23 protein-coding genes are annotated in these 26,264 nt (G+C 64.4%); 10 read left to right on the top strand and 13 right to left on the bottom strand.

Annotated features, from left to right (window positions below; all coding sequences use genetic code 11):
• Positions 1–15: 15 nt before the first annotated feature.
• Genes HDC29_RS19200 through phhA form a run of 7 tightly spaced genes read right to left on the bottom strand, consistent with a single transcriptional unit; the run spans position 16 to position 5,798 of the window.
• Entirely contained in the window at positions 16–444 is a 429-nt protein-coding gene (locus HDC29_RS19200; RefSeq protein WP_257018218.1) for a cupin domain-containing protein, read from the bottom strand.
• On the bottom strand, positions 416–1,150 hold the full coding sequence (locus tag HDC29_RS19195; protein WP_257018088.1) for a cupin domain-containing protein: 735 nt from the start codon (positions 1,148–1,150) through the stop codon (positions 416–418). The genes HDC29_RS19200 and HDC29_RS19195 overlap by 29 nt, the downstream gene beginning before the upstream one ends.
• A complete protein-coding gene (locus tag HDC29_RS07085; protein WP_179495708.1) occupies positions 1,147–2,163 on the bottom strand; it encodes a carbon-nitrogen hydrolase family protein in 1,017 nt (338 codons plus the stop codon). The genes HDC29_RS19195 and HDC29_RS07085 overlap by 4 nt, the downstream gene beginning before the upstream one ends.
• The gene (gene kynU / locus HDC29_RS07080; protein WP_179495706.1) at positions 2,160–3,401 is read right to left on the bottom strand and encodes a kynureninase; all 1,242 of its coding nucleotides are present in this window, start codon (positions 3,399–3,401) and stop codon (positions 2,160–2,162) included. Before kynU ends, HDC29_RS07085 begins: the two co-directional genes overlap by 4 nt.
• Positions 3,398–4,027, bottom strand: coding sequence for an arylformamidase (gene kynB, locus HDC29_RS07075; RefSeq protein WP_179495704.1), 630 nt, complete (start codon positions 4,025–4,027; stop codon positions 3,398–3,400). Before kynB ends, kynU begins: the two co-directional genes overlap by 4 nt.
• On the bottom strand, positions 4,024–4,929 hold the full coding sequence (locus HDC29_RS07070; RefSeq protein ID WP_179495702.1) for a tryptophan 2,3-dioxygenase: 906 nt from the start codon (positions 4,927–4,929) through the stop codon (positions 4,024–4,026). The genes kynB and HDC29_RS07070 overlap by 4 nt, the downstream gene beginning before the upstream one ends.
• Positions 4,926–5,798 (bottom strand): phenylalanine 4-monooxygenase, encoded by an 873-nt coding sequence (gene phhA, locus HDC29_RS07065; RefSeq protein WP_179495699.1) that lies wholly within the window; start codon positions 5,796–5,798, stop codon positions 4,926–4,928. Before phhA ends, HDC29_RS07070 begins: the two co-directional genes overlap by 4 nt.
• Before the next feature lie 187 nt (positions 5,799–5,985).
• Between phhA and HDC29_RS07060 the strand changes: the two genes are divergently transcribed.
• Positions 5,986–6,462 (top strand): Lrp/AsnC family transcriptional regulator, encoded by a 477-nt coding sequence (locus HDC29_RS07060; protein ID WP_179495697.1) that lies wholly within the window; start codon positions 5,986–5,988, stop codon positions 6,460–6,462.
• Here the strand turns inward: HDC29_RS07060 and HDC29_RS07055 are convergent.
• The 3 genes from HDC29_RS07055 to HDC29_RS07045 all read right to left on the bottom strand — a co-directional run bounded on the left by HDC29_RS07055 (position 6,459) and on the right by HDC29_RS07045 (position 12,803).
• Positions 6,459–8,684: a hypothetical protein gene (locus HDC29_RS07055; RefSeq protein WP_179495695.1), complete on the bottom strand. Its 2,226-nt coding sequence runs from the start codon at positions 8,682–8,684 to the stop codon at positions 6,459–6,461. The two genes, HDC29_RS07060 and HDC29_RS07055, sit on opposite strands and share 4 nt — an antisense overlap.
• Positions 8,685–8,886: 202 nt before the next feature.
• Positions 8,887–9,381, bottom strand: a complete 495-nt coding sequence (locus HDC29_RS07050; RefSeq protein WP_179495693.1) for a hypothetical protein — start codon at positions 9,379–9,381, stop codon at positions 8,887–8,889.
• A gap of 182 nt (positions 9,382–9,563) precedes the next feature.
• Positions 9,564–12,803 carry a TonB-dependent receptor domain-containing protein gene (locus tag HDC29_RS07045; RefSeq protein WP_179495691.1) on the bottom strand — a complete coding sequence of 1,080 codons (3,240 nt, stop codon included), beginning with the start codon at positions 12,801–12,803 and terminating at the stop codon, positions 9,564–9,566.
• Positions 12,804–13,136: 333 nt separating this feature from the next.
• Between HDC29_RS07045 and HDC29_RS07040 the strand changes: the two genes are divergently transcribed.
• Both HDC29_RS07040 and HDC29_RS07035 read left to right on the top strand, forming a co-directional pair.
• Entirely contained in the window at positions 13,137–13,649 is a 513-nt protein-coding gene (locus tag HDC29_RS07040) for an RNA polymerase sigma factor (RefSeq protein ID WP_179495688.1), read from the top strand.
• A complete protein-coding gene (locus HDC29_RS07035; protein WP_179495686.1) occupies positions 13,646–14,641 on the top strand; it encodes a FecR domain-containing protein in 996 nt (331 codons plus the stop codon). The genes HDC29_RS07040 and HDC29_RS07035 overlap by 4 nt, the downstream gene beginning before the upstream one ends.
• Positions 14,642–14,653: 12 nt before the next feature.
• Here the strand turns inward: HDC29_RS07035 and HDC29_RS07030 are convergent, their stop codons facing one another.
• Positions 14,654–15,280 carry a TetR/AcrR family transcriptional regulator gene (locus HDC29_RS07030; protein WP_179495684.1) on the bottom strand — a complete coding sequence of 209 codons (627 nt, stop codon included), beginning with the start codon at positions 15,278–15,280 and terminating at the stop codon, positions 14,654–14,656.
• Between the two features lie 162 nt (positions 15,281–15,442).
• On the opposite strand from HDC29_RS07030, the gene HDC29_RS07025 reads away from it, so the two are divergent.
• Together HDC29_RS07025 and HDC29_RS07020 are read left to right on the top strand one after the other, a co-directional pair.
• Positions 15,443–16,300 (top strand): metal-dependent hydrolase, encoded by an 858-nt coding sequence (locus HDC29_RS07025; RefSeq protein WP_179495682.1) that lies wholly within the window; start codon positions 15,443–15,445, stop codon positions 16,298–16,300.
• The gene (locus HDC29_RS07020; RefSeq protein WP_179495680.1) at positions 16,297–16,710 is read left to right on the top strand and encodes a DUF2147 domain-containing protein; all 414 of its coding nucleotides are present in this window, start codon (positions 16,297–16,299) and stop codon (positions 16,708–16,710) included. The genes HDC29_RS07025 and HDC29_RS07020 overlap by 4 nt, the downstream gene beginning before the upstream one ends.
• A 19-nt stretch (positions 16,711–16,729) precedes the next feature.
• Here HDC29_RS07020 and HDC29_RS07015 read toward each other — a convergent pair whose 3' ends face one another.
• A complete protein-coding gene (locus tag HDC29_RS07015) occupies positions 16,730–17,488 on the bottom strand; it encodes a helix-turn-helix domain-containing protein (protein WP_179495678.1) in 759 nt (252 codons plus the stop codon).
• 176 nt (positions 17,489–17,664) lie between these two features.
• Here HDC29_RS07015 and HDC29_RS07010 point away from each other — a divergent pair, with 176 nt between their 5' ends.
• Genes HDC29_RS07010 through HDC29_RS07000 form a run of 3 tightly spaced genes read left to right on the top strand, consistent with a single transcriptional unit; the run spans position 17,665 to position 20,206 of the window.
• The gene (locus HDC29_RS07010; RefSeq protein WP_179495675.1) at positions 17,665–18,621 is read left to right on the top strand and encodes an alpha/beta hydrolase; all 957 of its coding nucleotides are present in this window, start codon (positions 17,665–17,667) and stop codon (positions 18,619–18,621) included.
• Positions 18,618–19,196 carry an FMN-binding negative transcriptional regulator gene (locus tag HDC29_RS07005; RefSeq protein ID WP_179495673.1) on the top strand — a complete coding sequence of 193 codons (579 nt, stop codon included), beginning with the start codon at positions 18,618–18,620 and terminating at the stop codon, positions 19,194–19,196. The genes HDC29_RS07010 and HDC29_RS07005 overlap by 4 nt, the downstream gene beginning before the upstream one ends.
• On the top strand, positions 19,193–20,206 hold the full coding sequence (locus HDC29_RS07000; RefSeq protein WP_179495671.1) for a histone deacetylase family protein: 1,014 nt from the start codon (positions 19,193–19,195) through the stop codon (positions 20,204–20,206). Before HDC29_RS07005 ends, HDC29_RS07000 begins: the two co-directional genes overlap by 4 nt.
• A gap of 131 nt (positions 20,207–20,337) precedes the next feature.
• Here HDC29_RS07000 and HDC29_RS06995 read toward each other — a convergent pair whose 3' ends face one another.
• Complete coding sequence (locus tag HDC29_RS06995; RefSeq protein ID WP_179495669.1) at positions 20,338–22,530, bottom strand: TonB-dependent receptor; 2,193 nt, start codon at positions 22,528–22,530, stop codon at positions 20,338–20,340.
• Positions 22,531–22,823: 293 nt separating this feature from the next.
• Here HDC29_RS06995 and HDC29_RS06990 point away from each other — a divergent pair, with 293 nt between their 5' ends.
• A complete protein-coding gene (locus HDC29_RS06990; RefSeq protein ID WP_218844305.1) occupies positions 22,824–24,953 on the top strand; it encodes a S9 family peptidase in 2,130 nt (709 codons plus the stop codon).
• A 135-nt stretch (positions 24,954–25,088) separates the two neighbouring features.
• A complete protein-coding gene (locus tag HDC29_RS06985; protein WP_179495667.1) occupies positions 25,089–26,225 on the top strand; it encodes a diguanylate cyclase domain-containing protein in 1,137 nt (378 codons plus the stop codon).
• Positions 26,226–26,264 lie beyond the last annotated feature (39 nt).

The following is a 26,264-nucleotide window of genomic DNA, read 5'->3' as shown; positions in this document are numbered from 1 at the left end:
CCTGTCTGCTGCAAGTCAGGCGGGCTGGTGGCCGCCATGGTCGGGATAGGCTTCCTCGATCCGGACGCCGAGCGCCTCCATCACGGGGAAATCGTTGAACGAGAAAAGGAAGGCCTCTTCGGACGCGTCGAGATTGACATGCTCGTGCCACACCCACGCGGGAACGCAGAAAATGTCGTGCGTGCCCCAGTCGAAGCGCTCGCCGCCGATGATCGAATAGCCGCGGCCGCCCGCGACATTATAGACGACATTGCCGGTGTGGCGGTGCGCAAGCCCGCGAAAACCGGGCTTCAGCATCTGCATATGCGCGCCCATCGTCTGCAGCGCCCAACCGCCGGTCAGCGGGTTCGAGTAACGCACCATATGCCCGTCGAAGGGCGACCCGTCGGACACTTTCGCGAGGTTCCACAAGGCGTCACGCGTCGCGTCCCAGCGATAGACCATCACCGGCGAATAAGGCTTTTCCCATGCACCGATGCCTTCGGGCCGCAGCGCCCCCCCCGCCATAGGTCAGTGGCAAATCGTCAGTCGGAAACGCCGCCGCCTGTGCGGGCTGGTCATAAACCGCGTAGAAATTGGTCTCGAGGCTGTTCATCAGCGGAATGTCGAGCCCGTCCTGCCAGATCGACACTTCGCCGTCGGCAACGACGCCATGGTCGTGCCAGCAGCCGCCCGGCGTCAGCACATAGTCGTTGGCGCCGAGCGTGATGTGATGGCCATCGACGACGGTATAGGCGCCCTTCCCCTCCATGATGAAGCGGTGCGCCGAGGCGGTGTGGCGGTGCGCGGGGGTGATCTCGCCGGGACGCATCGCCTGCATGCCACTGAACAGCCAGCCGCATACCGCGACATTCTCGCGCCCCGCGTCGCTGTCGTTGAGCAGGGTCACGACGCGGCGCCCCGCTTCCTCGGGCTTCACCAGATCGAGCGCGCGGAGGCACATGTCGCGCATCTCGGAATAGCGCCAGAGCGTCGGGCGATAGCGCGTTTCGGGCTCCCACGGCTCGATCGCATTGGCGCACTTCCAGAAGGCGCCGGCATTGCGCGCGGCAAGCTCTTGATAAAAGGCTTCGAGTTCAGGGGTATCGGTGACGCGCGACCGTCCGAGCACATCGTCGCGCGGGTCGATCATCGTGCTATTGCCTGTCATGGCGGCGTCTCCTCGTCGGCATCGGCGGGCTGGGGCTCGTCGATGAACAGGGCCGACGCGCGGGGCGTCCGGTCGACCGTCAGGTTGAAGATGTCGAAGCGATTATAGCCGCCGATGATGTCGTGCATCAGCTTGGGCCTTATGCATTCGCCCAGGTCGATGTCGGCATAGACGATGCCCTCGACGTCGATCAGCGCGTCGCCGACCAGATTGCCGTGCGGATCGATCACGCCCGACCAGGCGCTGTTCGGGCGCGAGAGCAGATCGCGGTTCTGCGGGCGGTCGGCGCTCATCGCGGCGACGATCTCCTCGCTCACCGTCGAGCAGGCGACGATCGTGAAGACCTTGCCCTCGAAACTGTGCGCGGTCGCGCGGATCTTGATCGCCTCGGCCATATTGTACGACGCGGGCGCAACGGGGAGCGCGATATAATTGGCGACATGGACGAGCTCGCCCTGTGACAGCAGCGCGAAGCGCGCGAGCGTATTGGTATTCTCGCCGCATGCAAGCGTGCCGAGCGGCCCGACCGGCGTGTCATAGACGCGGATCGAGCTGCCGTCGCCGCCCGCCCAGGTCAGCTTCTCGGCCCAGGTCGGCACCAGCTTGCGGTGGCGTCCGAGCAGGCTACCGTCGGCGCCGATAATGAGGTTCGCGTTGTAGAGCGTGCCGACGCTGACCGGGTCGCGTTCGTTGATCCCGATCACGACGGTGCAGCCATGGTCGCGCGCGGCGGCGCACAGCGCGGCAACCTCGGGGCCGTCAATCAGGAGCGACGCGCGGTACAGCCGCTCGTGCCACTCGGCGCCCTCGATCGGCGTCATCAGCCAGTTCCAGTAGGGATAGGCGGCGACGAACACCTCCGGAAAGGCGACCAGCTGCGCGCCATTGACGCCCGCCTCGGCGATCAGCGCGCACGCCTTGTCGATCGTCGCCGCCGGGTCGAGGAAGACCGGCGCGGCCTGCACCGCGGCGACGCGCGACCTGGGCAGGAGGGGCGCCGACACGTCGCTCATGTCACCGCCGCCCGCTGGTGATATTGCGGTTTGTCCCATGCGCGCGTCGCGCAGACTGTTTCGAGCCGATCGACCGTTTCGACGATGTCGCAATAACGCAGGTAAAGCGGCGTCAGTCCGAAGCGCAAAATGTCGGGCGCGCGGAAGTCGGCGATGACGTCATATTCCTTGAGCGCCTGCACGATCTGATAGCCCTGCGGGTGCGCATAGGCGACCTGACTGCCGCGCGTCGCATGGTCCTCCGGGCTGATCAGTTCGAAACCATAGGCTTCGCACAGAGGCCGCATCTGCTCGATGAACAGGTCGCCGAGCGCGAGCGACTTGCGGCGGATTTCGGCCATATCGGCTTCGAGCATCAGGTCGACGCCGACCTCGAGCGCCGACAGGCCGAGCACCGGCGGCGTCCCGCACTGGAAGCGCTCGATCCCGGCGGCAGGATCATAATCCTCCTCGAAAGCGAAGGGCCGCGCGTGGCCGAACCAGCCCGACAGCACGGGCGTGGCAGCATGATGCCGCGCTGCGGCGAACAGATAGGCGGGCGCGCCGGGCCCGCCGTTGAGGAATTTATAGCCGCAGCCAATAGCAAAATCGGCGTTTGCGCCGTTGAGGTCGACCGGGATCGCGCCCGCGCTGTGGCTCAGGTCCCAGACGACGAGCGCGCCAGCATCGTGCGCGGCGCGCGTGATCGCCGCCATGTCGCGAACGCGGCCCGACTTGTAATGCACCTGCGTCAGCAGCAGCACCGCGACATCGTCGTTCAGCGCCTCGACGATATCGTCGGGCGCGACGGTCGCCGCCTTGACGCGTCCGCCCGAAAAGGCCTCGATGCCCTGCATCATATAGACGTCGGTTGGGAAATTGGTCGCTTCGGACAGGATCACCGTCCGTTCACGCCGCAACGAAAGGGCGGCCGTCAACGCCTTGAAGATATTGATGGAAGTCGAATCGGTCGCGACGATCTCGCCGGGGTTGGCGCCGATCAGCCGGCCGATCTTGTCGCCGATGCGCCGCGGCGCGGTCGACCATAAGGCTTCGAGCCACGAGGTAATCAGCCCCTCGCCCCATTCTTCGCCGATCACCCCCGCCAGCCGGTCGCTCGTCGCTTTGGGCAGCGCGCCGAGCGAATTGCCGTCGAGATAGATCATCCCCTTGCGCAGATGGAAACGCTCGCGAAAATGGGCGAGCGGATCCGAAGCATCGAGCGCCTGCACATCGGTGACGGTCATCGTGTCGGTCATGCGATTTCCCTCAGGATGGCGCGCACCGGGCTGGCATCGGCGCCGACGATGCGCAGCGGCAGCGCAACAAGTTCGTACCGGCCGGACGGCACGTCATCGAGCACCAGCCCCTCCAATATCCGCATGTCGGCCGCCTTCACCGCCTGATGCGCGTCGAGCGTCTTCGACTGTTCGGGGTCGAGCGACGCCGCATCGGTGCCGATCAGGCGCACGCCCATTGCGCCGAGCCTCGCGATCACATCGTTGGCGATGGCGGTGAAATCGCTATCCCATCGATCGTGCGGAAAATGTTCGTAGGTCCGCAGCAGCACACGCTCGGCGCCTTCGATCGCGGTCCAGTCCACATCCGCAATCTCGACCCGCCCGCGCGCATGGCGCATGTCGAGCAGCACGCACGGCCCGATATAGGCACCCAGATCGCAGTCGGCCGACGACGCGCCGTCATTGGCATAGTGCAGCGGCGCATCGCCATGCGTCCCGGCGTGCAGCGGCGTGAACATGCCCCCGACGTTGACCGGGCAGCCTTCGCCGATCACCGCATGGCTGTGGAGCGCGAAGGCCGGCTCGCCCGGCCACACCGGCACAGCGGCGTGGAGCGGCTGCGAAATGTCCCAGATCCGGCTCATTTGCGCTCCCCCGCCGCATAGTCCCCACCCTCGCGCGGCGCGACCATTTCGGTGCGCATCGACCAGAGTTCGGGAAAGAAACTGAGGCTCAGCGCCTTGACGAGATAATTGACCCCCGACGAGCCGCCGGTCCCCGGCTTGTGCCCGATCACGCGCGCGACGGTCTTCATGTGCTTGAAGCGCCATTCCTGGAAATAATATTCGAGCGCGGTGACCTTTTCGGCGAGCGTGTAGAGATCCCAGTACCGGTCAGGGTCGGTGTAGATCGCCAGCCACGCCTTTTCGACCGCCTCGGACGCTTCATAGGGCTTGGTCCAGTCGCGCTCCAGATGATCGGCGGGAATGGCGAACCCGCGCCGCGCCAGCAGTCGCAGCAGTTCGTCGTAGATCGACGGCGCCTCGAACGTCGCGCGCAGCCGCTCCGTGGCCACTGGGTCGTCCTTATGGACGATCATCATATCCTCGCGCTTGTTGCCAAGCAGATATTCAAGCTCGCGATATTGCTGCGACTGGAACCCCGACGCGCGGCGCAGGAAGCCGCGGAAAGTCAGGAAATCATGCGGCGTCAGCGTCGCGAGCACCTCCCAGCTGTGGATCATGTGCCGCTGGATCGTCGCGATGCGGTCGAGCCCCTTGCCTGCAATTTCCAGCCGGTCGGCCTGGATCGCGTCAAGGACCAGCCGCGCCTCATGCAGCACCAGCTTGATCCACAGCTCCATCGTCTGGTGCATGATGATGAACAGCATCTCGTCGGGCTTGTCCGACACCGGCACCTGTGCCGACAAGAGCTGCGCGGTCTGGAGATGCCGAGCGTAAGTGAGCCCATTGTCCCACTGGATCGTCTCGCCGTCGATCTCGGTCTCGAAGATGTCGGTGCCGCCGTCGCGCGTCTGCCTGATCATGGGAATGCCTCTCCGCTTGCCGGACGGGCCGGCAGGCGTCCTTCATAGGCGACATCGCCCGGACAGGCATCCCCCGGTTCAAGCGCGGGCTCGTTCGCTATCTTGCGATAGACGCTCGCAAAGTCGGTTTCCTCGGTCGCGCGCAGCAATTGCTCGAACCCCGCGACGACGAAATAGGTCTGCTGCAACTGGTCGAAATGATATCTGGTCCGCATAACCCGCTCGATATCGAGCCAGAGGCGCCGCGGTTCGGGCGCGGTCAGCGCCGACAGGGTTTCGGCAAAGCTCGACATCAGCCCGCCACCAAAAGCGCGAAGCTCGCCATCCTCGACGACGAGGCCGAACTCGACCGTGTAAAGCCACAGCCGCCCGAGATAGTCCGATGCCCCAAGCTTTTCGGCGCGCAATCCCGCCTCGCCATAAGCGACCAGAAAGTCCGAAAAGGCCGGATCGGTGAGCATCGGGACATGGCCGAATATGTCGTGAAACATATCGGGCTCTTCGCTGTACGCGATCTGCTCGGGCGGGCGGACGAAATTGGCGGCGGGAAAGCGCCGGTTCGCCAGATGCCGGAAAAAGGGCTCGTTCGGAATCCAGCCCGGCACCGCCACGACCTCCCACCCCGACACGGGTTTGAGCAGCGCGTTGAGTTCGGTGAAGTCGGGAACCCCCGGTTTCAGCTTGCGAAGAATGTCGAGCCCGCCGAGGAACGACCGGCACGCATAACCGTCGAGCGCCGCCGACTGCCGATCGAACAGCGACCGCCAGGTCTCATGTTGTTCGGCCGTGAAGGCACGCCAGTTTTGCGGCATCGTCCAATCGGCCGCGACACCTTCGGGCGGTGCGTCGAAAATATGTGTCGCGGCCATCGGTCTCTCTCCAAACCTTCGCCCGCAAGACTAGCCCGCGTGCGCGCGAACATTGTCCGGATTTGTTGTTCAAATCCGATCGAAACCAACCTATCGTTCTGCCATTATCACCAAATGAAGGATTTTGTTCTTCTCCTGTGCGACTTGCTCCTCTATTGCTGCCTGAACACGATATAGGACGGAACGCATGGACAAGCTCGACTGGAAGATCGCCGCCGCACTCGAAAGCGACGGCCGCCAATCCTACGCCGACCTTGGCGACCGGGTCGGTCTGTCGAAGTCGCCCTGCTGGTCGCGCGTGAAAAATCTTGAGGAAAGCGGCGTGATCGACGGTTATGCCGCGCGCCTCGATCCGATCGCGATCGGGCTTGCGGTGCAAAGTTTTGTCGAGGTGCAGATCCGTTTCGACGCGCATATCGAGTTCGAGGCCGCCGTTCTCGCGCATCCGGCCGTGGTCGAGTGCCACACCACCGCGGGCGAGAGCGACTATCTGCTCAAGATTTTTGCGCGATCGGCCGATCACCTCGACGAGCTGCTCCGTCATAATTTGTCGAAGCTGCCCGGCGTCCAGCGGTTGAAAACCGTCGTGTGCCTCAAGACGATCAAACGACACGGGCCGCTTGCCGAATGGGCCCGCACCACCGAGGCGCGCGCGCCGCGCTAGAAACGTTTGCGGAGCGACAACTGGACCGTACGGCCGAGCGGGTCGACTTCATAGCGTTCATAGCCCGCCGGCACGGTGCCGTCGCTCAGCACGACGCGCCGATAGCTGTCGAACAGGTTCCGGATATCGAGCGCAATATTCAGGTCCGAGAGCCACGCGGGCTTCTCCTGCATTCGCAGCAAGCGCTCTGGCTCGGCGAACAGGCGAAGGTTCAGCGCCGTCACGGCACGGTGGCGATAATCCTGCTGACCGTCGACGCGGAGGCGGAAGGGGCTTTGCCAGGTCCCGTCTAGCGTAAACCCCGCCCCGGCGCGGCCGGCGACGAGCTGGAACGTGAGGCTATGCCGCGATTGCGCGGTGTCGCCGCGCAGCCGGTCGATGGCGGGGACACCGGGGCGGGTCAGCAATTCGCTGCGGAGCGTCCATCCATGGTTGATCGACAAGGTCACCTGCCAGGGGCTGGCTTGCGGCGGAGCGCCGACTTCTGCGCCAGCCCGGCCCCCGGTGGAAAAGGAGACCACAAGGCCGCTGTCGAGCCGTTCGCTGATGTCGCGCGCGATCCGGATCGGGCGCGCATCGACCGAGACGAGCCGGCCAGCAGCATCGCGCACGACGCGCTCCGGAAACGCATCCTCGACTGCGGGCGTCAGCGTCGGGAATAGTCCGGCGCCGCCGGTCGCCGATTGTCGCTGATATTGCGATGTGATCGAGATTTGCGGATCGGCGAAGGGCGTCAGGCTGGCGCGCAGCGAATAGCTGCGCTGCCGCCCGCGGCCGAGGTCGGGATTGCCCCCGGTTATCCATCGCGGTTCGGCGATCTCCTGCCGGCGATAGTCATAGATGCGCCTGACCTCCTCGACATAGGGGCCGCCCAATTGATCGGCGCTCGGTATCAGCTGCGCAAAGCCCGCCGTGGCGGTGAGCTGAAGCAGGGGGAAAGGCGTCCAGTTCAATCCGAAATCGAACCGTTCCTGCAGCGGCGAGCCCGAAGCCTCGCTCACGCCGCCGGCGATATCGACCGACAGGTCGCCGAGCGCCGAAAAACGGTCGGAAACCGATGAGGAGATCGGAACGCCGAGCGAGAGCCGCGCGTCCCATTGCCGGCGCCGGAATTCGAACCCGGCAGGAATATCCCCCTCCCCCGACCCGCGACTTTGGGTCCAGTCGCGGGCCGCGCCGAACGAAATGTTCGATGTTACCATGCCGGCTGGAAGCGTCAGGACCGGCCGGTTGAGATTGACCTGGGCCGACAACCCCTCGCTGCGCGAACGCGTCCGGTCGATCCGGATTTCGGGCCCGGCGGCCACGCGTTCGAGCGCGTTGGTGGACCAGGAGCGCGTGTAGCGGGCGATGATATTCGATTGCCAGCCGGCGAGCGGGCCGCCCAAAAGCGCCGACAATCCGAGGTTTGTCGAATCCTGATCGCCGCGAAGCGGATCCCCGCCACCGCCAGCGGGCACGGGCGCCGGGCCGAGCAACTGGCGCGTGTCGCGCCGGGCGACATCGATACCGAATGTGCCGCTGAACCGCCCCAGCGGCCGCGTCAGGCCAAGATTCATCGTCAGCCTGTCCGAAGCGGGCAGCAGCGTGCGGCTGGCATCGGAGGCGTCGAGGTCGCCTGCACCGCTGCGCGCGCTCTTGAGCAGGTGATTGTCGTGCGAGGCGTCGATGCGCGCGCTCCAGCGCGATTTGCCGTCGATCACGAAGCGGCCGAGCGACAGCTGCCCGCTTTCGCGTCCGCCCGCCGTCGCGATTTGCACGCCGGCTTCGCCCTGCCACGACGCGAAGCTCTTTTTGAGCACGAGGTTCACCACCCGCTGCCCGGGCGGATAGCCATATCGCTCCGCCGCCTCCGAGCGCAGGATGGCGATCCGCGCCAGTGCTTCAGGCGGGAAACCGTTGATTCCGGTTGCGCCATCGGCGCGCTCGCCGTTGATGAGGATGATCGGGCGTTCGTCCGGCCGCCCGGTGAGCGGGGCGATTAGCGAGACAAGGTCGCCGATCGAATTCGCGCCATAAGCGTCGATTTCGGCCTCGCCGAGTTCGGTTTCGGACTCGACCAGCGCGGCGCCCCACTGGGCGGTGACCACGATCTCGTCGATTTCGGGCGATAGGGGCGAGGAGGATTCGACCGCGGGAGCCTGAGCCTGGGCCGGGACGCCCAGCAGGGTGAGCAGCACGCCAATCGCGCCGGCAAATCCCCCGTCTATCCCCGCATTCATCGTTCCGTCACCCGTCCTGCAGCCTCGAAACCCCGCCGCGCCCGTCCCTTCCCCCGCAAGCCGATGAAGACCGGAAGGCAAAATGCCTTCCGGTCTTCATCGTTTCAGCTGTTGGCAGACCGTGGGGAGGGAGGGAGGGGTTACCCCGATCCTGCCTGCCCCATAGGGACAGGCAGGGGACGGTCTGGTTGCCAACGGCCGATCAGGGATAGGTGTAGGATGCCGTCGGGCTGGTCGAGACATTGTTCTGCATGCTGCACGCCGAGCCACCGGGCGGGTCCGAGGGGATGGTGTTGGCGTGGGTGAACTGGAGGACGCCGCCGACCAGCTTGGCGCGGAGGTTTCCGCGGCAATTGCCGGTGATGCCGACGACGCGCACATCGTTGATCACGACATCGGTCGCGTTCAGCGTCGTGATGTCATACGGAAAACCGCTGAACGAAACCGCACCGCAGAGGCCGCCGGTCAGCGAAATGCCGGTGATTTTGGTGCCGCTGGGAACCGTGGTCGAAATGGTGCCGTTCGAATTGGTGGTGGCGGTGAGCGTGCAGGTCAGCGTGATGCCTTTCTTCACCTCCACCGTGCTGGGACCGGCGCCACCCGTACCCGCAGGCGAATAGGTTCCCGCGAGCGCGGCGGTAGGAAGCATGGCGAGCGCAGCCACGGTGCCGACGAATATCTTCTTGAGATTGTTCATGACTTATCCTCTCCGTTTATTGCTTTGCATTGCGGGAAACTATTCTGCTTTCCCTTACCCATAGACGCGTGCGCGATCGGACAGGGGGGATAAGGCATCGAAATTTTTCGGTGAATCCGATCGTTCGTAAAAAAAGGGCGCGTTCGAAAACGCGCCCGAGGGAGGACCTTGCGTCGTGCCGATCAGAAACGCTTGGTCACACTGAAGCCGATAATACGCGGATCGAGCGTGAAGATATTCGCGCTGAGCCCCGTGTCGTCGCTGTTCGTGAAAGTGTTGGTTATCGGCGTGTCGTTGAACAGATTCTTGACATAAAGCTGCATCGCGAACTGCGATTCCGGCCGTTCCAGCGTCACCGCCAGATTGGCATTGTCCCACGCCTTCAGCCGGTCATATTCGGTGTTGTAAACGCGCGCATAGCTTTTCGCCTGGCGGTAATAATCGCCGCGAAACGTCAGATTCCAGTCGTCGATGAAGAAGGTATATTGGGCGCCGACATTGAAGGTGAAGCGCGGCGAATTGGGCAACTCGTTCCCTTCCAGATCGGCATAGAAACCGCGCCCGCCGTTCGGCGCGTCGGTGAGCGGATCGTAAGTGAAACCCAGAAACTGATCGTAGCGCAGATTGGTCTCGACATTCGGATTGAAGCTGCCGTAGCGCGCCGATCCCGCGCACATCGCGGACAGCATCAAATCTCCCAGCCCGCCAGGACCGGCAAAAAAGGAATTGAGGATCGTCTCGACCTTGTCGCGCGGTGCGATGCAGTTCGACGGCACGCCAAGCTGCGGACGCAGCACGACCCAGTCCTCATTCCCCTGCGTCCGGTCCATCACATCGATCGATTGCGCCCCCTTTCCGATCCGCGTGCGCAAATAGCCGAAGTTGGAATCGACCCGGAAATTGCGCGATGGCTGCCACGCCGCCTCCAGCTCCAGCCCCCAGCTTTGCGCATCGAAATTTTCGTTGAGCGAAATGCGGTCGACGATCTGCGACACTTGATAATCGGTATAGTCATAGAAAAAGGCGGTGGCGTTGAGCGTCATCCTGCCACCGGCGAAACTGTTCTTCGTGCCGATTTCGAACGCATTGACATACTCGGGTTTGAACGTCTCGGCGAGCGGCTGATACTGGATCACCTTGGGGTCGATATCGACGCGCGGCGGGTTCGAACCGCCCCCTTTGTACCCGTGCGAAAAGGACGCATAGACCAATGTGTCGTCTGAAAAGGAGGTTTCGGGTTTCCAGTCGACGACCAACCGTCCGGTGAAGGCGTCCCACTGCTGGTCGATCGGCGGCAGCGCCGGGTAACCGATGCTGACGCGGCCGCCGCTCGATGCGCCGCTCTCGGTTCCGAAATTCTGCGCGCCGAGCAAAAGTTGGCTGGGAATCGGTGTCGAGGTCTTCTTGTCGTTGGTATAGCGCGCGCCGGCGGTGATCTTTACATCGTCCGACACATTCCAATAGGCCTCACCGAACAGCGCCCACGACCGCGTCTGCACGACATTCTTGCTGCGGAAATAATTATGCCCCTGCCCGTCGATCTGGTCGATAGGATTCGGATCGACATAGATGCATTCACGAAACTCCTGGCCCGGATTGCAATTGCGCGTTCCCGTGCCGATTTCGCCCGGCGCGTCCTCGCGGTTGTAAAAATACTCCCCAAGCAGGCTGAATAAATTGCTGAAGACGTAATAATCGTCCTGCGACTTGAAGTTCAGCGCATTGGCGCCGATGCTGAAATTAAATGGCCCCGAAAAATCGGATTGCAGCCGCAGCTCCTGCGTCCATTGCGTGTTGCGCGACTGACTGACATCGACCGCGAGCATCCGGTCCGAGGGCCCGAGTTGCGGATCGGTATAGACGCCACCCGGAGTCGGCCCGGGGATATTATTCGGCCGTCCCAGACCATCGATCAACCCCGGGTCGCTCGAATCGTTGAAAATCGGAACCGAAACGAAGCGATTATAATCCTGCGACGAATAGTAACGATCCCGCGAATAGGCGGTCTGCGAGATCAGCTTCAAGTCGCCCACCCCTGCCTCGAGATTGAGCTGGAACACATCATTCTTGGCGCGGAAGACCGGATCATAGCTGGTAGCGATCTCACGCAGGTTCCGGGATTGCCGGATGCCGGCATAGGGGTCGAGGTCCGGGTCAATCAGCGGCACCACCGCGACACCCAATATGGGGTCGGGAACAAAGCCGACGCCGATCAGCTTTGCCGTGTAGACGAACGCAAAGCTCGACGCATTCGGCGCGCCGAAAGCCGCGTCGCTGTAAAGCGATCCCGGCTTGCAGCCTTGGCTCAGCTTCGGACGCAGATAGTCCGGGACGACCGTCGTGCCCAGCATCGCCGGCCCGTCGTCGCGCGTGCAAAGCTGCTTGCCGGTGCGCGAACGCTGATCGTCCTCCTCGAAATGCTGCCAGATGAAGCTCGCCTTCAGATCGTCGGTGGGTTCCCACTGCGCCGACACGCGCGTCGACCACAGGTCGCGATCGTTGACGCGCTGTTGGGTGAAACTGTTGAAATCGAAACCGTCGCGCTTGGTCATCGCGCCGGCCGCGCGGACCGCCAGCGTGTCGGTCAGCGGAACGTTGATCATCCCGCTCAGCCGGCGCGTCGAAAAATTCCCGACTTCGCCCTTCGCCATCCCCTCGAACTCGTCGCTCGGCATCGCCGGAATGACATTGACCACCCCGCCCGTGGCGTTCCGGCCATATAGCGTCCCTTGCGGGCCGCGGAGCACCTCGACGCGCTCAAGGTCGAAAAACTCTGCTTCGAACAGGCGGTTGCGGATCAGCGGCGTGTTGTTGAAGCTGACCGCGACGGCGGGATCGCTCGACGCGGAAATCGCCTTGGTTCCGATGCCGCGGATCGTGAAATCATAACCGCTGAAGTTGCCCTTCGAAAAATTGACATTGGGAACCGCGCGAACCAGTTCCGCCCCGCTTTCGACCTTGCGGTCGTCGAGACCCTTGGGCGTGAAGGCGCTGATCGCGATCGGCACGTCGCTGATCTTTTCCTCGCGCTTCTGCGCCGTGACGACGATTTCATTATCGTCCTCGATTTCATCGCCGGCGGCGAGCGGGGTCGCGTTTCCCTCCCGCGTCACCACGAAGACGTTGCCGTCGCGGCGATAGCCGAGCCCGGTTCCGAGCAGCAGCGAGCGCAGCGCCGTTTCGGGGTCCGAACGTTTGCTGTGCCCGGCGGTGCGCTTGCCGTTGACGACCGACGCATCGACCAGAATCGTCACGCCGCTTTGCACGCCGAAATCGCGCAGCGCGCGATCGAGCGACTGCGCCGGAATGCGGTAATTTGTAACATGCTCGCGCGCCAGCGCCGCATTGCCCGAAAACGCCAGGCAGCCGATCGCCGCACCACTCAACAGAAATTTGCGCAAATTGCATGCACGAACCCGCATGTCCCCTCTCCCTCATCCTGTCGTGCGGGATTCATGTCCCGCTGTTCCGGCGTTCGATGCGACGCCATTCGGATAGACGCCCCATTTTCGGACATGGGGGGATCGTCGAATAAAATTTTCAACGATGTTAATATCTACGCCAGTGAACGGAGCGTTAGGAAAATTCGTCGGCCGGTGCGATTTTCATCCCCCCTCTTGCGAGTTTCCTGCGTCTACCCTGTTAACTCCAGCACGAAAATGGAGCCGCGATGACCGTTTTGGGAATGATGCCGGGATGACGCGTAGGGTTGGGAGCATCTCGCAATGCCTGTTTTATCGGGAGCGTTATTGACGATGGCCGTCCCGCATCAGGACCGGGATCTGGCCGCGTGGATGGCGACCTATGGCCCCGGCCTGCGCCGTTATTTCCGGCGCCGTGCCGACGATGCCGATGTCGACGACCTGGTGCAGGAAGTTTTCCTGCGCCTGCAATCGGCACAGCTGAGCGCGCCGATCGACAATGTCGAACGCTATCTGTTCACCGCCGCGCGCAACGCGCTGATCAGCCGCCACCGCCGGCAAAAGGCGCGCGCGACGGCGCTACACGACGAGTTCGAAGACGGCATCGAAATCGCCGAGCAACGATCGCCCGAACGCATCGTGATCGGGCAACAGGAATATCGCCGCGTGCTCGAGGCGATCCAGAACCTTCCGCCCCGCGCGCGCGAGGCTTTTCAATATCACCGGTTCGAAAACCTCACCTATCAGGCCATCGCCCAGCGGATGGGCATTTCCAAGGAGGCGGTGAAGGAACTGATGCACCGCGCCCTCGTGCGCATCGTCGAAGAAATGGAGCCCGACCTGTGAGCGGCAACGACGCCTTCGCCCGCGCCGCGCTTCGCGCAGAGGCGGTGCAATGGTTCAACCTCGAACGATCGGGCGACATGACGATCGACGACGAGCTGCGCTTCATCGAGTGGCTCGACGAATCCGACGCGCATCGCGACACCTATCGGCTCGTTGAACGCGCGTGGCTGATCGCGGGAACGATCCCGCAGGAACCCGAAATGCTCGCCCCGCCCGCGTTCGATACCGAAGGGGGGAAGCAGCGATCCGGCTGGCGCCGCCATCTGGCGCTGGCAGCATCGCTTTTGCTCGTCGTCACGCTCGGCTGGTCGGTCTATCAACACGCTTTTCCGGGCTTCGGCACCACGCAGGATCAGCATTTCCGCACCGGGGTCGGCCAGACGACCACCGTTACCCTTCCCGAAGGCTCGGTCGTGACGCTCGATGCCGAAACCGAGATGCGGATGCGCGAAACGCCGCGCGAGCGCCGCGTCGATCTTCTCGGCGGGCGGGCCTTCTTCCGCGTCGCATCCGATCCGTCGCGTCCCTTCACCGTCAACGCCGGCGGCAAGAGCGTGCGTGCGATCGGCACCGCCTTTGAGGTCAGCTTCGAACATGGCAACATGGTCGTCACGCTCGCCGAAGGAAAGGTGCGCGTCGAGGAGACGGGTTCGGATCCGGGCAGCGGCACCGACATGGCGCCCGGCGGCCAGCTCGTCATCGGCGCCGACCGCAACTGGACGCTCAGCCGGGTCGACGTGGCGAAGGAAACGAGCTGGACCGAGGGGCGCCTGATCTTCATGCGCGACCCCCTGTCGGAAGCGGTTGCCGAAATGAACCGCTATTCGCCGCGAAAGCTCGTCTTCAAGGACGGCAAGATTCCCGAAAAGCAGGTCGTCGGCGTGTTCCAGGCCGGCGACGTCGACGGGTTCGTCAAAGCGATGGAATTGAACGGCACCGCCCGCCGGATATCGGCGACCGACGACCATATCCTCCTGTCGGGCGGCGAATAGGGCCGGCGCCGTTCAGGGCGCGGCCGGGGGAATTCCCGTCGGGATCAGGAACAGCGGCAGGATGCGCGCGATCAGGTCGCGCATCGCGTCGTCGGGCTGGTCGAGCATATCGCGGACATGCGGCCCGATCACCGCGTCGCCAAAGGCGCTGACCGCCATCATCAGCACCGCCGCGCGCACCCGGTCGGGCGCGGCTTCGTCGGTCGACTGGCCGACGATCGCCTCTACGAGCGCGCGCACCGCGGCGCGCACGGGTTCGAGTTGTTCGACATCGCCCGACAGGATGATCCATGCCGCGAGTGGCCCCGCCCCGCCCTTGTCGAAAGCGTCGAATACGCGGTCGGCCACCGCGCGCGGCGCCGCGCTGTCGGTCTTCATCAGTTCGACGACATTGCCGAGCGCGTCGGTGAGGTCGCGTATCATCGATTCCATCAGCGCCGACTGTAAGCCCGCCGCCGATCCGAAATGGTGGAGCACATTGGCATGCGACATGCCGATCGCCTGGCCGATGTTGGCGAGCGTCACCGCTGCAGGGCCGCGATCGAGAAGCAGCGCACGCGCCGCCGCCAGCCCTTCCTCGCGAACCTCGTCCCCTGAACGCTTGCGCCTTTTCTGGTGCGGCCGCGCTTGCTTGTACATCAATCTTTCCTTGCGGCCGTCGCGCCCCGCTACGGCCTTCGTGCCGGAAGCCTTACCCGAAAGCGGTGGATTGTCACCCTTATCGTCCCGCTTGCCGTTCCGGAAAACGCATGATATAAACATTGATGTTAATGTAACTTTGATTTGCAGAAAGGTTGCACGATGTCTACGCCGCTCCACACCCCCGCCGATATCCGGATCGAAAAGCGCGACCTCAAATTCGGTCGCGAGAACCCGCCGCCGCGCTGGTGGCACAGCGGCGACGCCGGTCGCACCGCCTTTTTCAACGCGCTGTCCTCGACCTTCCCGGTCGGCGAGAAATTCTTCATGACCTCGGTGCGCCATTATCGCGAGGGCACGCCGCAGCCGCTGCGCGGGCAGATCGACGATTTCCTTTACCAGGAATCGATGCACAGCCGCGAACATGTCGTATTCAACCGCCAGGCCGAGGACGCGGGCTTCGACATCGCGGCGGCCGAGGATCGCGCGCGGCGGACGATCGCCTGGGTCAAGCGCCGCTCGCCGATCCAGCAGCTCGCCGCGACCTGCGCGCTCGAACATTTCACCGCGACGCTCGCGCATGATGCGCTCGCCAACCCGGCGCATCTGGGCGGCGCCGCCGAGGAGGCGCGGCAATTGTGGCGCTGGCACGCGATCGAGGAAATCGAGCACAAGGCCGTCGCCTTCGATACCTATCTCCACGCCGCGCGAACGATGACCCCGCTGCGCCGCTGGCTGAAGCGCAGCACGGTGATGTGCGTGACGACGATGCGCTTCCACTATGTCATCTTTCGCAACACCGCCGATCTGCTCGCGCAGGACGGCCGCAATAATTGGGCGACGTGGAAGGGCCTCTTGGCATGGCTTTATGGCCGCGACGGGCTGATGCGTGCTCTGCTGCGCGGCGTCTTCACCTATATGAAGCCGGGATTCCACCCGTGGGAACTCGACGACCGGCCGCTGCTTGAAGAGGCGCTCCGCCTGCTCGAAGGCGGCAAGCCCAAGGAACTGGCCGCATGAGGCGGACGCTGCTCCTTCTGGCCGCCGCGACCGTCGCCACGCCCGCCGCCGCCGCCGATATCACGGGCGTCTGGGCGACGGGCAGCGAGGGCGGGCGCGTCGAAATCTACCGCTGCGGCAAGGCGCTGTGCGGCAAGGTGGTCGATGCAAAGCGGCTGCGCGCCAATCCCGACCTGCGCGACGTGCGCAATTCGGACCCCGAGCTCCGCCAGCGCAAGCTCAAGGGCCTCGTTGTCCTCAATGGCTTCACCGGCGGTCCGACCGAGTGGAAGGGCGGCCCTGTCTACGACCCGGAAACCGGCGACGGCGCCGCGAAGGGCCAGCTCAAATTGCTCCCGAACGGCAAGCTCGAACTCAAGGGCTGCATCGCCTTTTTCTGCCGCACCAAGATCTGGACCCGCGCCGGCTGATGCCATGCGCTTCGCCGGGTCAGTGTTTCAGATACTGGCTCGGCGGAACGCCGAAAGCGCGGCGGAACATCGCGGCGAACCCGCTGGGACTATCATATCCGACGTCATAGGTGACCTGCGTGATCGAGGCGCCGGCCGCCAGCAGCGACAGCGCCTCCATCAGCCGCACCTGCTGCCGCCAGACGGCAAGCCCCATCCCCGTTTCCTGCTTGAAGCTGCGCGTGAAGGTTCGCCGCCCCATCGCAGCGAGCGCCGCCCAGTCGTCGATGTCGCGCGGGTCCGACGGATCGGCGATGATCGCGTTGCACACGCGCAGCAGGCGCGGGTTGGACGGCATCGACACCTGATAGGGCGCGTTGGGCATCCGCCCGATCTCGTCGAGCAGCAGCGCGATGATCCGTCCCTCGCGCCCGTCGACATCGTAAAGCGCGGGAAAATCGACGACCTCGAGGATCAGCGATTTGACGAGGTTCGACACCTCGAAGACGCGGCATTGCTGTTCATGCTCGTGCCCCGCGCACGGCAGGTAGAGCGTGCGGAGCGACACCGGCCCGCGGCACGCGACCTCGTGCCGCGTCCCGGCGGGGAGCCACACCGCGCGCTGTGGCGGGATGACGAAACTCGTCTCGGGCGTGCGTACCGACATCACCCCCGCCGAAGCATAGAGGATCTGGATATGGTCGTGGCTGTGCATCGGATCGACGAAACCCGCGGGATATTCATCCTGCAGCGCCATCACCGGCCGGCCTGCCGTCAGGACATCGACACTATGTTTCATGGCCCGATCCTCGCAAATACTGGACAAACACACAATATAGGCCGGACACCCCACTGACCAGCCGCACGGCGCCCGCTGGCCTGTCCGCTGCGGTGATTGGCCCGTTTGGGCGATAGAGGCGATCGTGTAAAAGCTATCAGGCGATCAAAGGATCGTTTCGAGAGGATATGCCAATCATGTCAAAGGGCTTGAGCGCCATGCAGGACGACATGGCCGACCCCGATATCCGCCGCTTTGTCGATGCCATCAATGCCGCCTACGCCGAACATGCCGCGCCCGCGGGCGCGAGCATGGCGACGCGCCGCGAGGTCGCCGAACGCGTGCGCCGGCCGTGGCGCGAAGGTGGCCCGATAATGGCGGAGACCCGCGAACTGGACATGGGCGGCGTCCGCCTGCGCCTCCACCGCCCGGTCGCGGACAAAATATTGCCCGTCATGCTCTATATCCATGGCGGCGGCTGGATGCTGTTCAGCATCGACACGCACGACCGGCTGATGCGCGAATATGCGGCGCGCGCGGGTATCGCGGTGGTCGGCATCGATTACAGCCTGTCGCCCGAAAGCAAGTTTCCGGTCGCGCTGGAGGAGTGCGCCGCCGCGCTCGACTGGATCGCGTCGCAAGCCGAGGCGCTGAACCTCGACGCGAGCCGCCTGCTCATCGGCGGCGATTCCGCGGGCGCCAACCTCTCGGTCGCGACCTGTCTGTTGCAGCGCCAGCGCGGGCGCCCCCTGCCCGCGGCGATGCTGCTCAACTATGGCGCCTTCGACCCCGAACGCACGCCGAGCTATGCGCGCTTCGGCGCGGGCGACTATTCGCTCGAAGCCGACGAGATGGATGCATTCTGGGCTGCCTATGTCGATGGCGCCGAACAGCTTGCCGACCCGCTCGTCGCGCCGCTGCGCGCCGACCTCACCGGCCTCCCCCCCGCCTTTCTCGCGATCGCCGAATGCGACATCTTGGCCGACTGCAATCACGCCTTCACCGCCAAGCTCGAAGCGGCCGGCGTCCCGACCCATGCGGTCACCTATAAGGGCGCGACCCACAGCTTCCTCGAAGCCATGTCGATCGCGCCGCTCGCAAACCGCGCGCTCGACGAGCAGGCCGCATGGATCCGTGATATCGTGAAGACATGACCTCGCCCTACGAACCGCGCGATGCCGCCGACATAAGCCAACTCGTCGCCGACTACCCGCTCGCCTGGCTCGTCTCGCGCGATTTTCACGCGAGCCCGTTGCCGCTGATCGCCGAGACCGATGCGAGTGGCGCGGTCGCGGCGCTCTTCGGCCATTGCGCGCTTCGCAACCCGCTCGTTGCCGATTTCCGCGCCGACCCGCGCGGGCTGGTGCTGTTCAACGGGCCGTCGGGCTACGTCCCGACCAGCCTGCTGTCGAAACCCGATTGGGCCCCGACGTGGAATTATGCCGTGCTGCGCTTCGTCGTCGAGGTCGAGTTCGTCGAGGGCGAAACGAAGGACGCTATCGAGCAGCTCGTCGCCAGGATGGAAGACGGCGGCTGGTCGACAGCGAGCCTGGGCACACGTTATGACACGATGCTCGATCAGATCATTGCCTTTCGCGCGCACGTCCGTTCGGCCGAGCACAGCTTCAAGCTCGGGCAGGATGAAAGCCCGCAGGGCTTTGCCGAGATCGTCGCGGGGCACGGCGACCGGACGCTCGCGCTATGGATGGAAGGACAGGCAAAGAGGTGAAGCTTTTCTTCGACGATCGCCAGTTGACCCACGCACCGTCGCGCGAGCTGCACAATGGCGACTGGGTGCCCTATGCCGAGAATGTCGAGCGCCCACGTTCCATTGTCGATGCCTTCACCGACTGGCGCCCCGTGCGCGACTTCGGCATGGCGCCGCTGCTTGCCGTGCATGATGCCGACTATATCGCTTTCCTCGAACGCGCGCATCGCGACTGGATCGCGGCGGGACGCAGCGGCGATGCGATCGGCTATACCTTCCCGATCCGGCGGCGCCGGCCGCTCGCCTTCGGCCGCATCGACGCCGACCTTGGCGCTTACAGCTATGACGCCGGGACACCTATCGCAGCGGGGACGTGGGAATCGACCTATTGGTCGGCGCAGGGCGCATTGACCGCACTCGACCATCTGGCGGCGAGCGGCGAGGCGCATGCCTTCGCGCTGTGCCGCCCGCCCGGCCATCATGCCGGGCGCGACTATATGGGCGGCTATTGCTACCTCAACAACGCCGCGATCGCGGCGCGCGAGGCGCACAACCGCGGCCTTGGGCCGGTCGCGGTGCTCGATATCGACTATCACCACGGCAACGGCACGCAGGACATTTTCTACGAGGATCCGGGAGTCTTCTTTTGCTCGATCCATGCCGACCCGCGGACCGACTATCCCTTTTACTGGGGCCATGCCGACGAAACCGGCGAAAGTGCGGGCGAAGGCGCGACACTCAACCTCCCCCTGCCGCGCGGCACCGACGGACAAAGCTATGCGCCCGCGCTCGACGCCGCGCTCGCCGCCATCTCGGACTGGGGCGCGCAATTCCTTGTCCTGTCGTTCGGCGCCGACACCCACAGCAGCGACCCGATCTCGAGCTTCGCGCTCGAACGCGAGGATTATGTGACGCTGGCAAGCCGGATCGCCGCGCTCGGCGTCCCGACGCTGATCGTGATGGAGGGCGGTTATGCCGTCGGCGACCTCGGCAAGAATGTCGCGGCGTTTCTATCGGGCTTCAACGCATAACGACGGCATTGGGGTGAGGAGCGGCCATCCCCCGCAGAACGTCCGCAACCGTTCAAAACCGGCTATTCCATCATCGGATCGTAAGGAAAAAGGCCGCCCCGCCTTGCCGGCGGGGCAGCCCTTCCCTGTCCTCAATCCAAGCTGAAGCGCAGGCTCGCGCCGATCGTGCGCGGCCGTGCGACCGACCCCGCGAACGCGAACGGCGCGTTCAAAATGCCATATTGGTTGAACAGATTCTTCGCAAAGACGCTAAATTCGATCCGGTCGTTCACCGTGACCGACGCGTTGAGATCGACCAGATGAAAATCGCCCTTCTCCAGCGACCCGGCGAAATCGACCGGCGCGCTCGACAGATAGCGGTGCGCGATGCCGAACCGCGGCTTCATCGACATGTCGGGAAAGCTCAGGTCGAGCGAGTTCGACAGCGTCCATTCGGACGCCCCCGGCAGGCGCGTTCCCTTGGCATAACCGCCCCCCGGCGCAAAACTGTCGGGGAGCAGCGTCGACAGGCGCGCGTCATTATAGGCGATGTTCGACGAGAAGGTCAGGTTGCGCGTCGGACGCAGATTGAGGCTGATTTCAACGCCGTCGATATCGGCGCCGCCGCCATTCACCGTATAGGCGTTGAAATCGACCGGCGTGAACAGGCGCGCCTGCACATTGCCCCAGTCGATATGATAGGCGGTGACATCGACGCTCAGCGTCCGGTCGATCAGGTCGAACCGCGTCCCGACCTCGTAATTCTTTGTCGTGTCGCTTTCAAAGGTCAGCGGCAGGCCGGGCACCGCGGCCGAATAGACGTTGACGCCGCCGATGCGGAAACCTTCCGAATAGAGCGCATAGATCATGAAGTCGTTCGATGGCTTGTACGTCAGCGAGACTTTCGGGATGAAATCCGAATCCTTGCTCGCCGCCGGGGCAAAATCGAACGGATCGACCAGATTGGCGTTAGGCAGATATTGCAGCCGCGGGCGCGAGCGATATTCGAACAGGCGCCCGCCGACCGTCAGCGTCAGCGCATCGACAATGTCGAACGACGCTTCGCCGAATATCGCCTTTTCGGTCACGCGGTTGCTGCTGATCGTTCGCGTCGCGAGGTCGCCGGGAGCAAGCTCGCTGCCCGGCTGGCCGTCGAACTCGCCGGGGTTCGCGTCGATATAATCGGCGATGCCCTCGATAAAGGTGCCGTCGGTGTTGTTCGACCGCAGCCGCGTGTAATTGGCACCGATCAGCCAGCGGAAGCGTCCGCCGTCGGGCGAGGCGATCCGGAGCTCGCCATATTCGGTCTTCGACTTGCCGTCGCTGCTCGCGAGTTCGGGCGTGTCGGTGCGCGGGTCGTTGCCGCCGAAGATCGAATTGTCGAACGCCAGGTTGGCTTTCTTCTCGGTATAGCTGCCGACCGCCGTCAAGGTCGCAAAGCCCAGATCCTGCTCGAGCCGCAGGCTGTGCATCATGAAGCTCGTGTCCTGGAACTCGGCCACGTTGGTCGCGCGGTCGAACGTCTTGGGCGGACCGAAGATCACATAGGTCTGATCGTCGAGATCATATTCCTGATACATGCTGAGCGCCGAAATGCGCGTCGCCTCGGTCGGGGTGAAGACGATCGACCCGCGCAGGCCCCTGACCCGCAGGTCGTTGCTGCCATCTTCGCCGAGCAGCGTGTTGTCGAGATAGCCCGCGTCGTAGCGCTGGAGCGCGACGAGGCGGACGGCGAGCTTGTCGGTCGCGATCGGCAGGTTGACCATCGCCTTCGCGGCATAGCTTGCCTCGCCAGCGCCCTTGGTCGTCGCAAGATTGCCCTCAAACCCCGCATCGAAACGGCTGGGATCGGCCTCGTTCACCACATAGTTGATAGCGCCGCCGAGCGATGACGATCCGAACAACGTGCCCTGCGGCCCGCGCAACACCTCGACGCGGCTGACGTCGAAGCTGTCGACATCGGGGATAACGAGCGGGAAGCCGGGTTCGATCAGCGGGACTTCGTTGAGATAATAGCCCGTCGTCGCCTGGTTCGCTTCGTGATAGGTCGATGAGGCGACGCCGCGGATTACGACTTCGGACACGCCGGGCTGATAATCGTTGAACACGACGCCGGGGACGCGCGTGATATAGTCGGAGAGACTTTGCGCGTTGAGCTTCTGCAGCGTCGCTTCGCTGACCGCGCTCACGGAACCGCTGACGTCGCGCACCGACTGTTCGCGCTTGGCGGCGGTGACGACGATCTCGCTGTCATCGGTTTCCTGCGCGGTCGCGCCCGTCGCGGACCCCAGCGCCAGGATCGAGATGCCGCACACGGCGACCCGCCGGATCGATGCAAACCCCATTTTTGCCTCCCTTTTTGATAATGCCTATTGGTAGGAAAATCCGATGCTCAAGCTATCACGCGAAACTGGCGTGACGGCGATGGTCGGGCCATAATCCAGCCGGATCGGGCCAGCACCTGCACGCGGGAAAGCGCAGTTTCGCGAGGGCCAGCGGTCAAATTGCCCGATCGATGGATTGGGCGGCCTGATCGGCGCAGTAAGCCATTCGTGCCATCATAGACTGGACGCGATATCCCCGCCGGTCGAAAGAGGGTCGCATGCACAGCATCGAAAACAAAGGTCGGAGAGCGTTTATGGGCAGCGTCGCGGCGGCGGCACTTATGCTCGGGCATCGCGCTGGCTGGGCGCGCGAGGCGGGCGGACGCTGGCCCAAGATCACACCCCCGCAATCGCCGCGCATCTCGAACCCGATCGAGCAATTGGGCCGGTCGCGCGACGATTCCTACAGCTGGATGAAGTTCATCCCTGCGAGCGGCGAACGCAACCGGACCAACCTGCCCGCCCCGGTCGCGAAGATGCTGACCGGCGAAAACGCCTATGCCGACGCGATGCTGAATCCGACCGAAGCGATGCAGGCCGAACTGGTCCGCGCGATGCTCGCGCGAAGCGCCGGCGCGGTCGCGGCTCCGGCGCTCGAAAAGGACGGCTGGCGCTATTCATCGGCGATTTCCGAAGGCGAAACGCACGCGCGCTATAGCCGCCAGCGCGACGGCGGACAGGCCGAACTGCTTGTCGACGAAGGCCTGCGCGCAAAGGGCCAGCCCTATTTTCGTAGCACCGGCCACCAGCCGAGCCCCGACCATCGCTGGTTCGCATGGGCCGAGGATGTCATCGGCAACGACCGCCACCGCATCTGCATCCGCGACAACGCGAGCGGCGCGATCCGCACGATCGTCGACAAGGACGCCTATGGTTATGGCGGGCTGGTCTTTTCGCCTTCGTCGCGCTGGCTATTCTGGATCTGGCGCGACGCGCGCAACCGGCCGACGCGGCTCTATCGGACCTCGGTCGACGGCAAGATCACCGACCTCGTCTATGAGGAAAAGGACCCGGCGATCTTCATGTCGGTCAAGCGCACCGCCGCCGACGGCTTTGTGGCGCTGACGCTCGCGGGTCCCGAAACCGCCGAGGTTCGCCTTGTATCGGCAGCGAATGAAACCGCCGCCCCCACCACGGTCTGGCCGCGCAAGGCCGGCGTGCGGTACGAGATCGACGAGTGGGACGGCAGCCTCGTCGCGCTGACCGACCGGGACGATGCGTTCGACATGCAGCTCCTGCGGCTCGATCCTGAGGATTTCGGAACGCTTGCGACGCTCGTCCCGCATCGCGCGGGGACCCCGATCCTGCAAATCCTGCCATTCAAGACGGCGCTGGTCCGGCTCGAACGCATCGAGGGACTGCACCGCCTCGTCATCCTCCGCCCCGACGGCTCCGAACAGGCGATCACCTTCGACGATCCCGCCTATGCGATCGAACTGCCGGGCGAGCAGGCGTATGACGCATCGTCAGCGATGATCGTCCATCAGTCGCCCAAGTCGCCGCCACGCTGGATCCGCGTCGATCTTTCGAATGGAGAACAAAGGGTCGTGCGGCAACAGACGATCGCGAACTTCGATCCGGACGATTATGAAGTCGAACGCTTGTTCGCGCCCGCCCCCGACGGCGAGATGGTGCCGATCACCCTGCTCTCGCGCCGCGGCATGGCGCGGGACGGCAAGGCGCCGCTCCTCCAATATGGCTATGGCGCCTATGGCGTGCCGAGCGATCCGGAATTTTCGATCCCCGCGCTCGCGCTCGTCGACCGCGGCTGGCGCTATGCGATCGCGCATGTGCGCGGCGGGTCGGAGAAAGGGCGTCGCTGGTTCCTCGGTGGACGCAAATTCACCAAACGCAACAGCTTCACCGACTTCGTCGCCTGCGCCGAACATCTCGCTGCCGAAGGCTATACCGCGAAGGGCAAGGTCGTCGCTTACGGCCTCTCGGCTGGCGGGCTGCTGGTCGGTGCGAGCATGAATATCGCCCCGACGCTCTGGGGCGGCGTGATTGCGAAGGTGCCTTTCGTCGACATGCTCAACACGATGAGCGATGCAGCGCATCCGCTCGTCCCGCTGTTCCGGCCCGACTGGGGCGATCCGCTCGCCGATCCGAAGGCCTATGACTATATCGCCTCGATCTCGCCCTATGAGAATGTGCAGGCAGCCTCCTATCCGCCGCTGCTCTGCACCGCGGGGCTGAAGGACGACCGCGTCGCCTATTGGGAGCCGGCGAAGCTCGTGGCGGAAGTGCGGCGGCGGTCGACGAGCGGCAATCCCGCGATGCTGATGACCGACATGGACAGCGGCCACCAGGGCAGCGCCGATCTGGCGAGCGAATATAAGGAGAAGGCGCTCTTCTGGGCCTTCGCCATGCGCTGCGTCGCATAGGCGCGAAGCTAAATCGCTGATTTGACGAAAGGATCGCCGCGGCCTCCGGGCACGCGGCGACGGGCTGCGGCAAAATCCCGCCGAATCGGTGCAAATCGCGCTTAAATCCGGCTGCGCCCGCTCGTTAAAGCTCGCATGACCACCAAAGCGACAGCATCGAACGAGCCGGTAGGGCGGCTCCTTGGTTGGCTGGGGCTTCGCCACGCACGCGGCGGCGCCCCCGAAGAGGGCCACGCGCCCCCCGACCCCGGCGGCCCGCGCCTTCTGGCGCGCGAGGCGCGCTACGAGCTCGCGGCGTCGATCACCTCCTTTCTTGTCGATAACGACCTCGACGTGTCGCCGACGAACCTCCTGCTGGCGCACGGCGCCTTTTCGGGACGCAACCCGCGGCTCGCGCGGCAGATCGTCGCGCAGGCGCAGACCGCCGAAGGCATCACCCAGAAATGGCTCAACGAACTCGACGAACAGGAAGCGGGCCAACCCGACCGCGTCGAACTCGACCGGCTGATGACGCGGCTCGAAACCAATATCGAGGCATTCCAGGCGAATACGAAGGAAGCCCGGACCGTCACCAGCGACTATGGGATCGAGCTCGAACAGCATGTCACCGATCTCGAGCAGCTCGAAAAGACCGGCCGCATCGTCTCGAGCCTCGCCGACCTTGCCAAGGTCATGCTCGAACGCACGCGCAAGGCCGAGGACGATATGCGCAAGAGCGAGGACGAGGCAAAGGCGCTACGCAGGAGCCTCGAGCGCGCCAAGCGCGACGCCGAACTCGACTATCTGACCGGCCTGCCCAACCGCCGCGCCTTCGAGGTGCTGCTCGACCGCCATCACAAGGAAGCGCGCGCCGCGGTCGAACCGCTCAGCGTCGCCTTCTGCGACATCGACGAGTTCAAGAAGGTCAACGACATCCACGGGCACGAGGCGGGCGACCGCGTGATCAAGGCGATCGCCGACACGCTGGCGCGGATTTCGAACGATCATTGCCATGTCGCGCGCCACGGCGGCGAGGAATTCGTCATGCTGTTCCGCGGCCTGACCCCGACCGAGGCCGCGCAAAAGCTCGACGACGCCCGCGAAGCACTCGCCGACCGGCGCCTGATCAACCGCAAGACCGACGAGCCCTTCGGCCAGATCACCTTCTCGGGCGGAGTCGCCGACGTCTTCGGCTATGGCGACCCGCGCGCCGCGCTCAAGGCGGCGGACGAAGCACTCTACAAGGCGAAGGCCGCAGGCCGGAACTGCATTCGCATCGCCGACCCGGCATGAATTCCCGCGAGGGGGCGGGAGCCCGCGGACGGCCGGCGC

This window comes from Sphingopyxis sp. JAI108, assembly GCF_013410105.1.
Taxonomy (GTDB): domain Bacteria; phylum Pseudomonadota; class Alphaproteobacteria; order Sphingomonadales; family Sphingomonadaceae; genus Sphingopyxis; species Sphingopyxis chilensis.
Note: the sequence above shows the minus strand (reverse complement) of the source record. Positions and strands in the feature narration are given on the sequence as shown.

Coding starts and splice junctions, on each gene's coding strand:
- HDC29_RS19200 (WP_257018218.1), bottom strand. CDS start 444: ATGGTCTATCGCTGGGACGCGACGCGTGACGCCTTGTGGAACCTCGCG.
- HDC29_RS19195 (WP_257018088.1), bottom strand. CDS start 1,150: ATGACAGGCAATAGCACGATGATCGACCCGCGCGACGATGTGCTCGGA.
- HDC29_RS07085 (WP_179495708.1), bottom strand. CDS start 2,163: ATGAGCGACGTGTCGGCGCCCCTCCTGCCCAGGTCGCGCGTCGCCGCG.
- kynU (WP_179495706.1), bottom strand. CDS start 3,401: ATGACCGACACGATGACCGTCACCGATGTGCAGGCGCTCGATGCTTCG.
- kynB (WP_179495704.1), bottom strand. CDS start 4,027: ATGAGCCGGATCTGGGACATTTCGCAGCCGCTCCACGCCGCTGTGCCG.
- HDC29_RS07070 (WP_179495702.1), bottom strand. CDS start 4,929: ATGATCAGGCAGACGCGCGACGGCGGCACCGACATCTTCGAGACCGAG.
- phhA (WP_179495699.1), bottom strand. CDS start 5,798: ATGGCCGCGACACATATTTTCGACGCACCGCCCGAAGGTGTCGCGGCC.
- HDC29_RS07060 (WP_179495697.1), top strand. CDS start 5,986: ATGGACAAGCTCGACTGGAAGATCGCCGCCGCACTCGAAAGCGACGGC.
- HDC29_RS07055 (WP_179495695.1), bottom strand. CDS start 8,684: ATGAATGCGGGGATAGACGGGGGATTTGCCGGCGCGATTGGCGTGCTG.
- HDC29_RS07050 (WP_179495693.1), bottom strand. CDS start 9,381: ATGAACAATCTCAAGAAGATATTCGTCGGCACCGTGGCTGCGCTCGCC.
- HDC29_RS07045 (WP_179495691.1), bottom strand. CDS start 12,803: ATGCGGGTTCGTGCATGCAATTTGCGCAAATTTCTGTTGAGTGGTGCG.
- HDC29_RS07040 (WP_179495688.1), top strand. CDS start 13,137: ATGGCCGTCCCGCATCAGGACCGGGATCTGGCCGCGTGGATGGCGACC.
- HDC29_RS07030 (WP_179495684.1), bottom strand. CDS start 15,280: ATGTACAAGCAAGCGCGGCCGCACCAGAAAAGGCGCAAGCGTTCAGGG.
- HDC29_RS07025 (WP_179495682.1), top strand. CDS start 15,443: ATGTCTACGCCGCTCCACACCCCCGCCGATATCCGGATCGAAAAGCGC.
- HDC29_RS07020 (WP_179495680.1), top strand. CDS start 16,297: ATGAGGCGGACGCTGCTCCTTCTGGCCGCCGCGACCGTCGCCACGCCC.
- HDC29_RS07015 (WP_179495678.1), bottom strand. CDS start 17,488: ATGAAACATAGTGTCGATGTCCTGACGGCAGGCCGGCCGGTGATGGCG.
- HDC29_RS07010 (WP_179495675.1), top strand. CDS start 17,665: ATGTCAAAGGGCTTGAGCGCCATGCAGGACGACATGGCCGACCCCGAT.
- HDC29_RS07005 (WP_179495673.1), top strand. CDS start 18,618: ATGACCTCGCCCTACGAACCGCGCGATGCCGCCGACATAAGCCAACTC.
- HDC29_RS06995 (WP_179495669.1), bottom strand. CDS start 22,530: ATGGGGTTTGCATCGATCCGGCGGGTCGCCGTGTGCGGCATCTCGATC.
- HDC29_RS06990 (WP_218844305.1), top strand. CDS start 22,824: ATGGGCAGCGTCGCGGCGGCGGCACTTATGCTCGGGCATCGCGCTGGC.
- HDC29_RS06985 (WP_179495667.1), top strand. CDS start 25,089: ATGACCACCAAAGCGACAGCATCGAACGAGCCGGTAGGGCGGCTCCTT.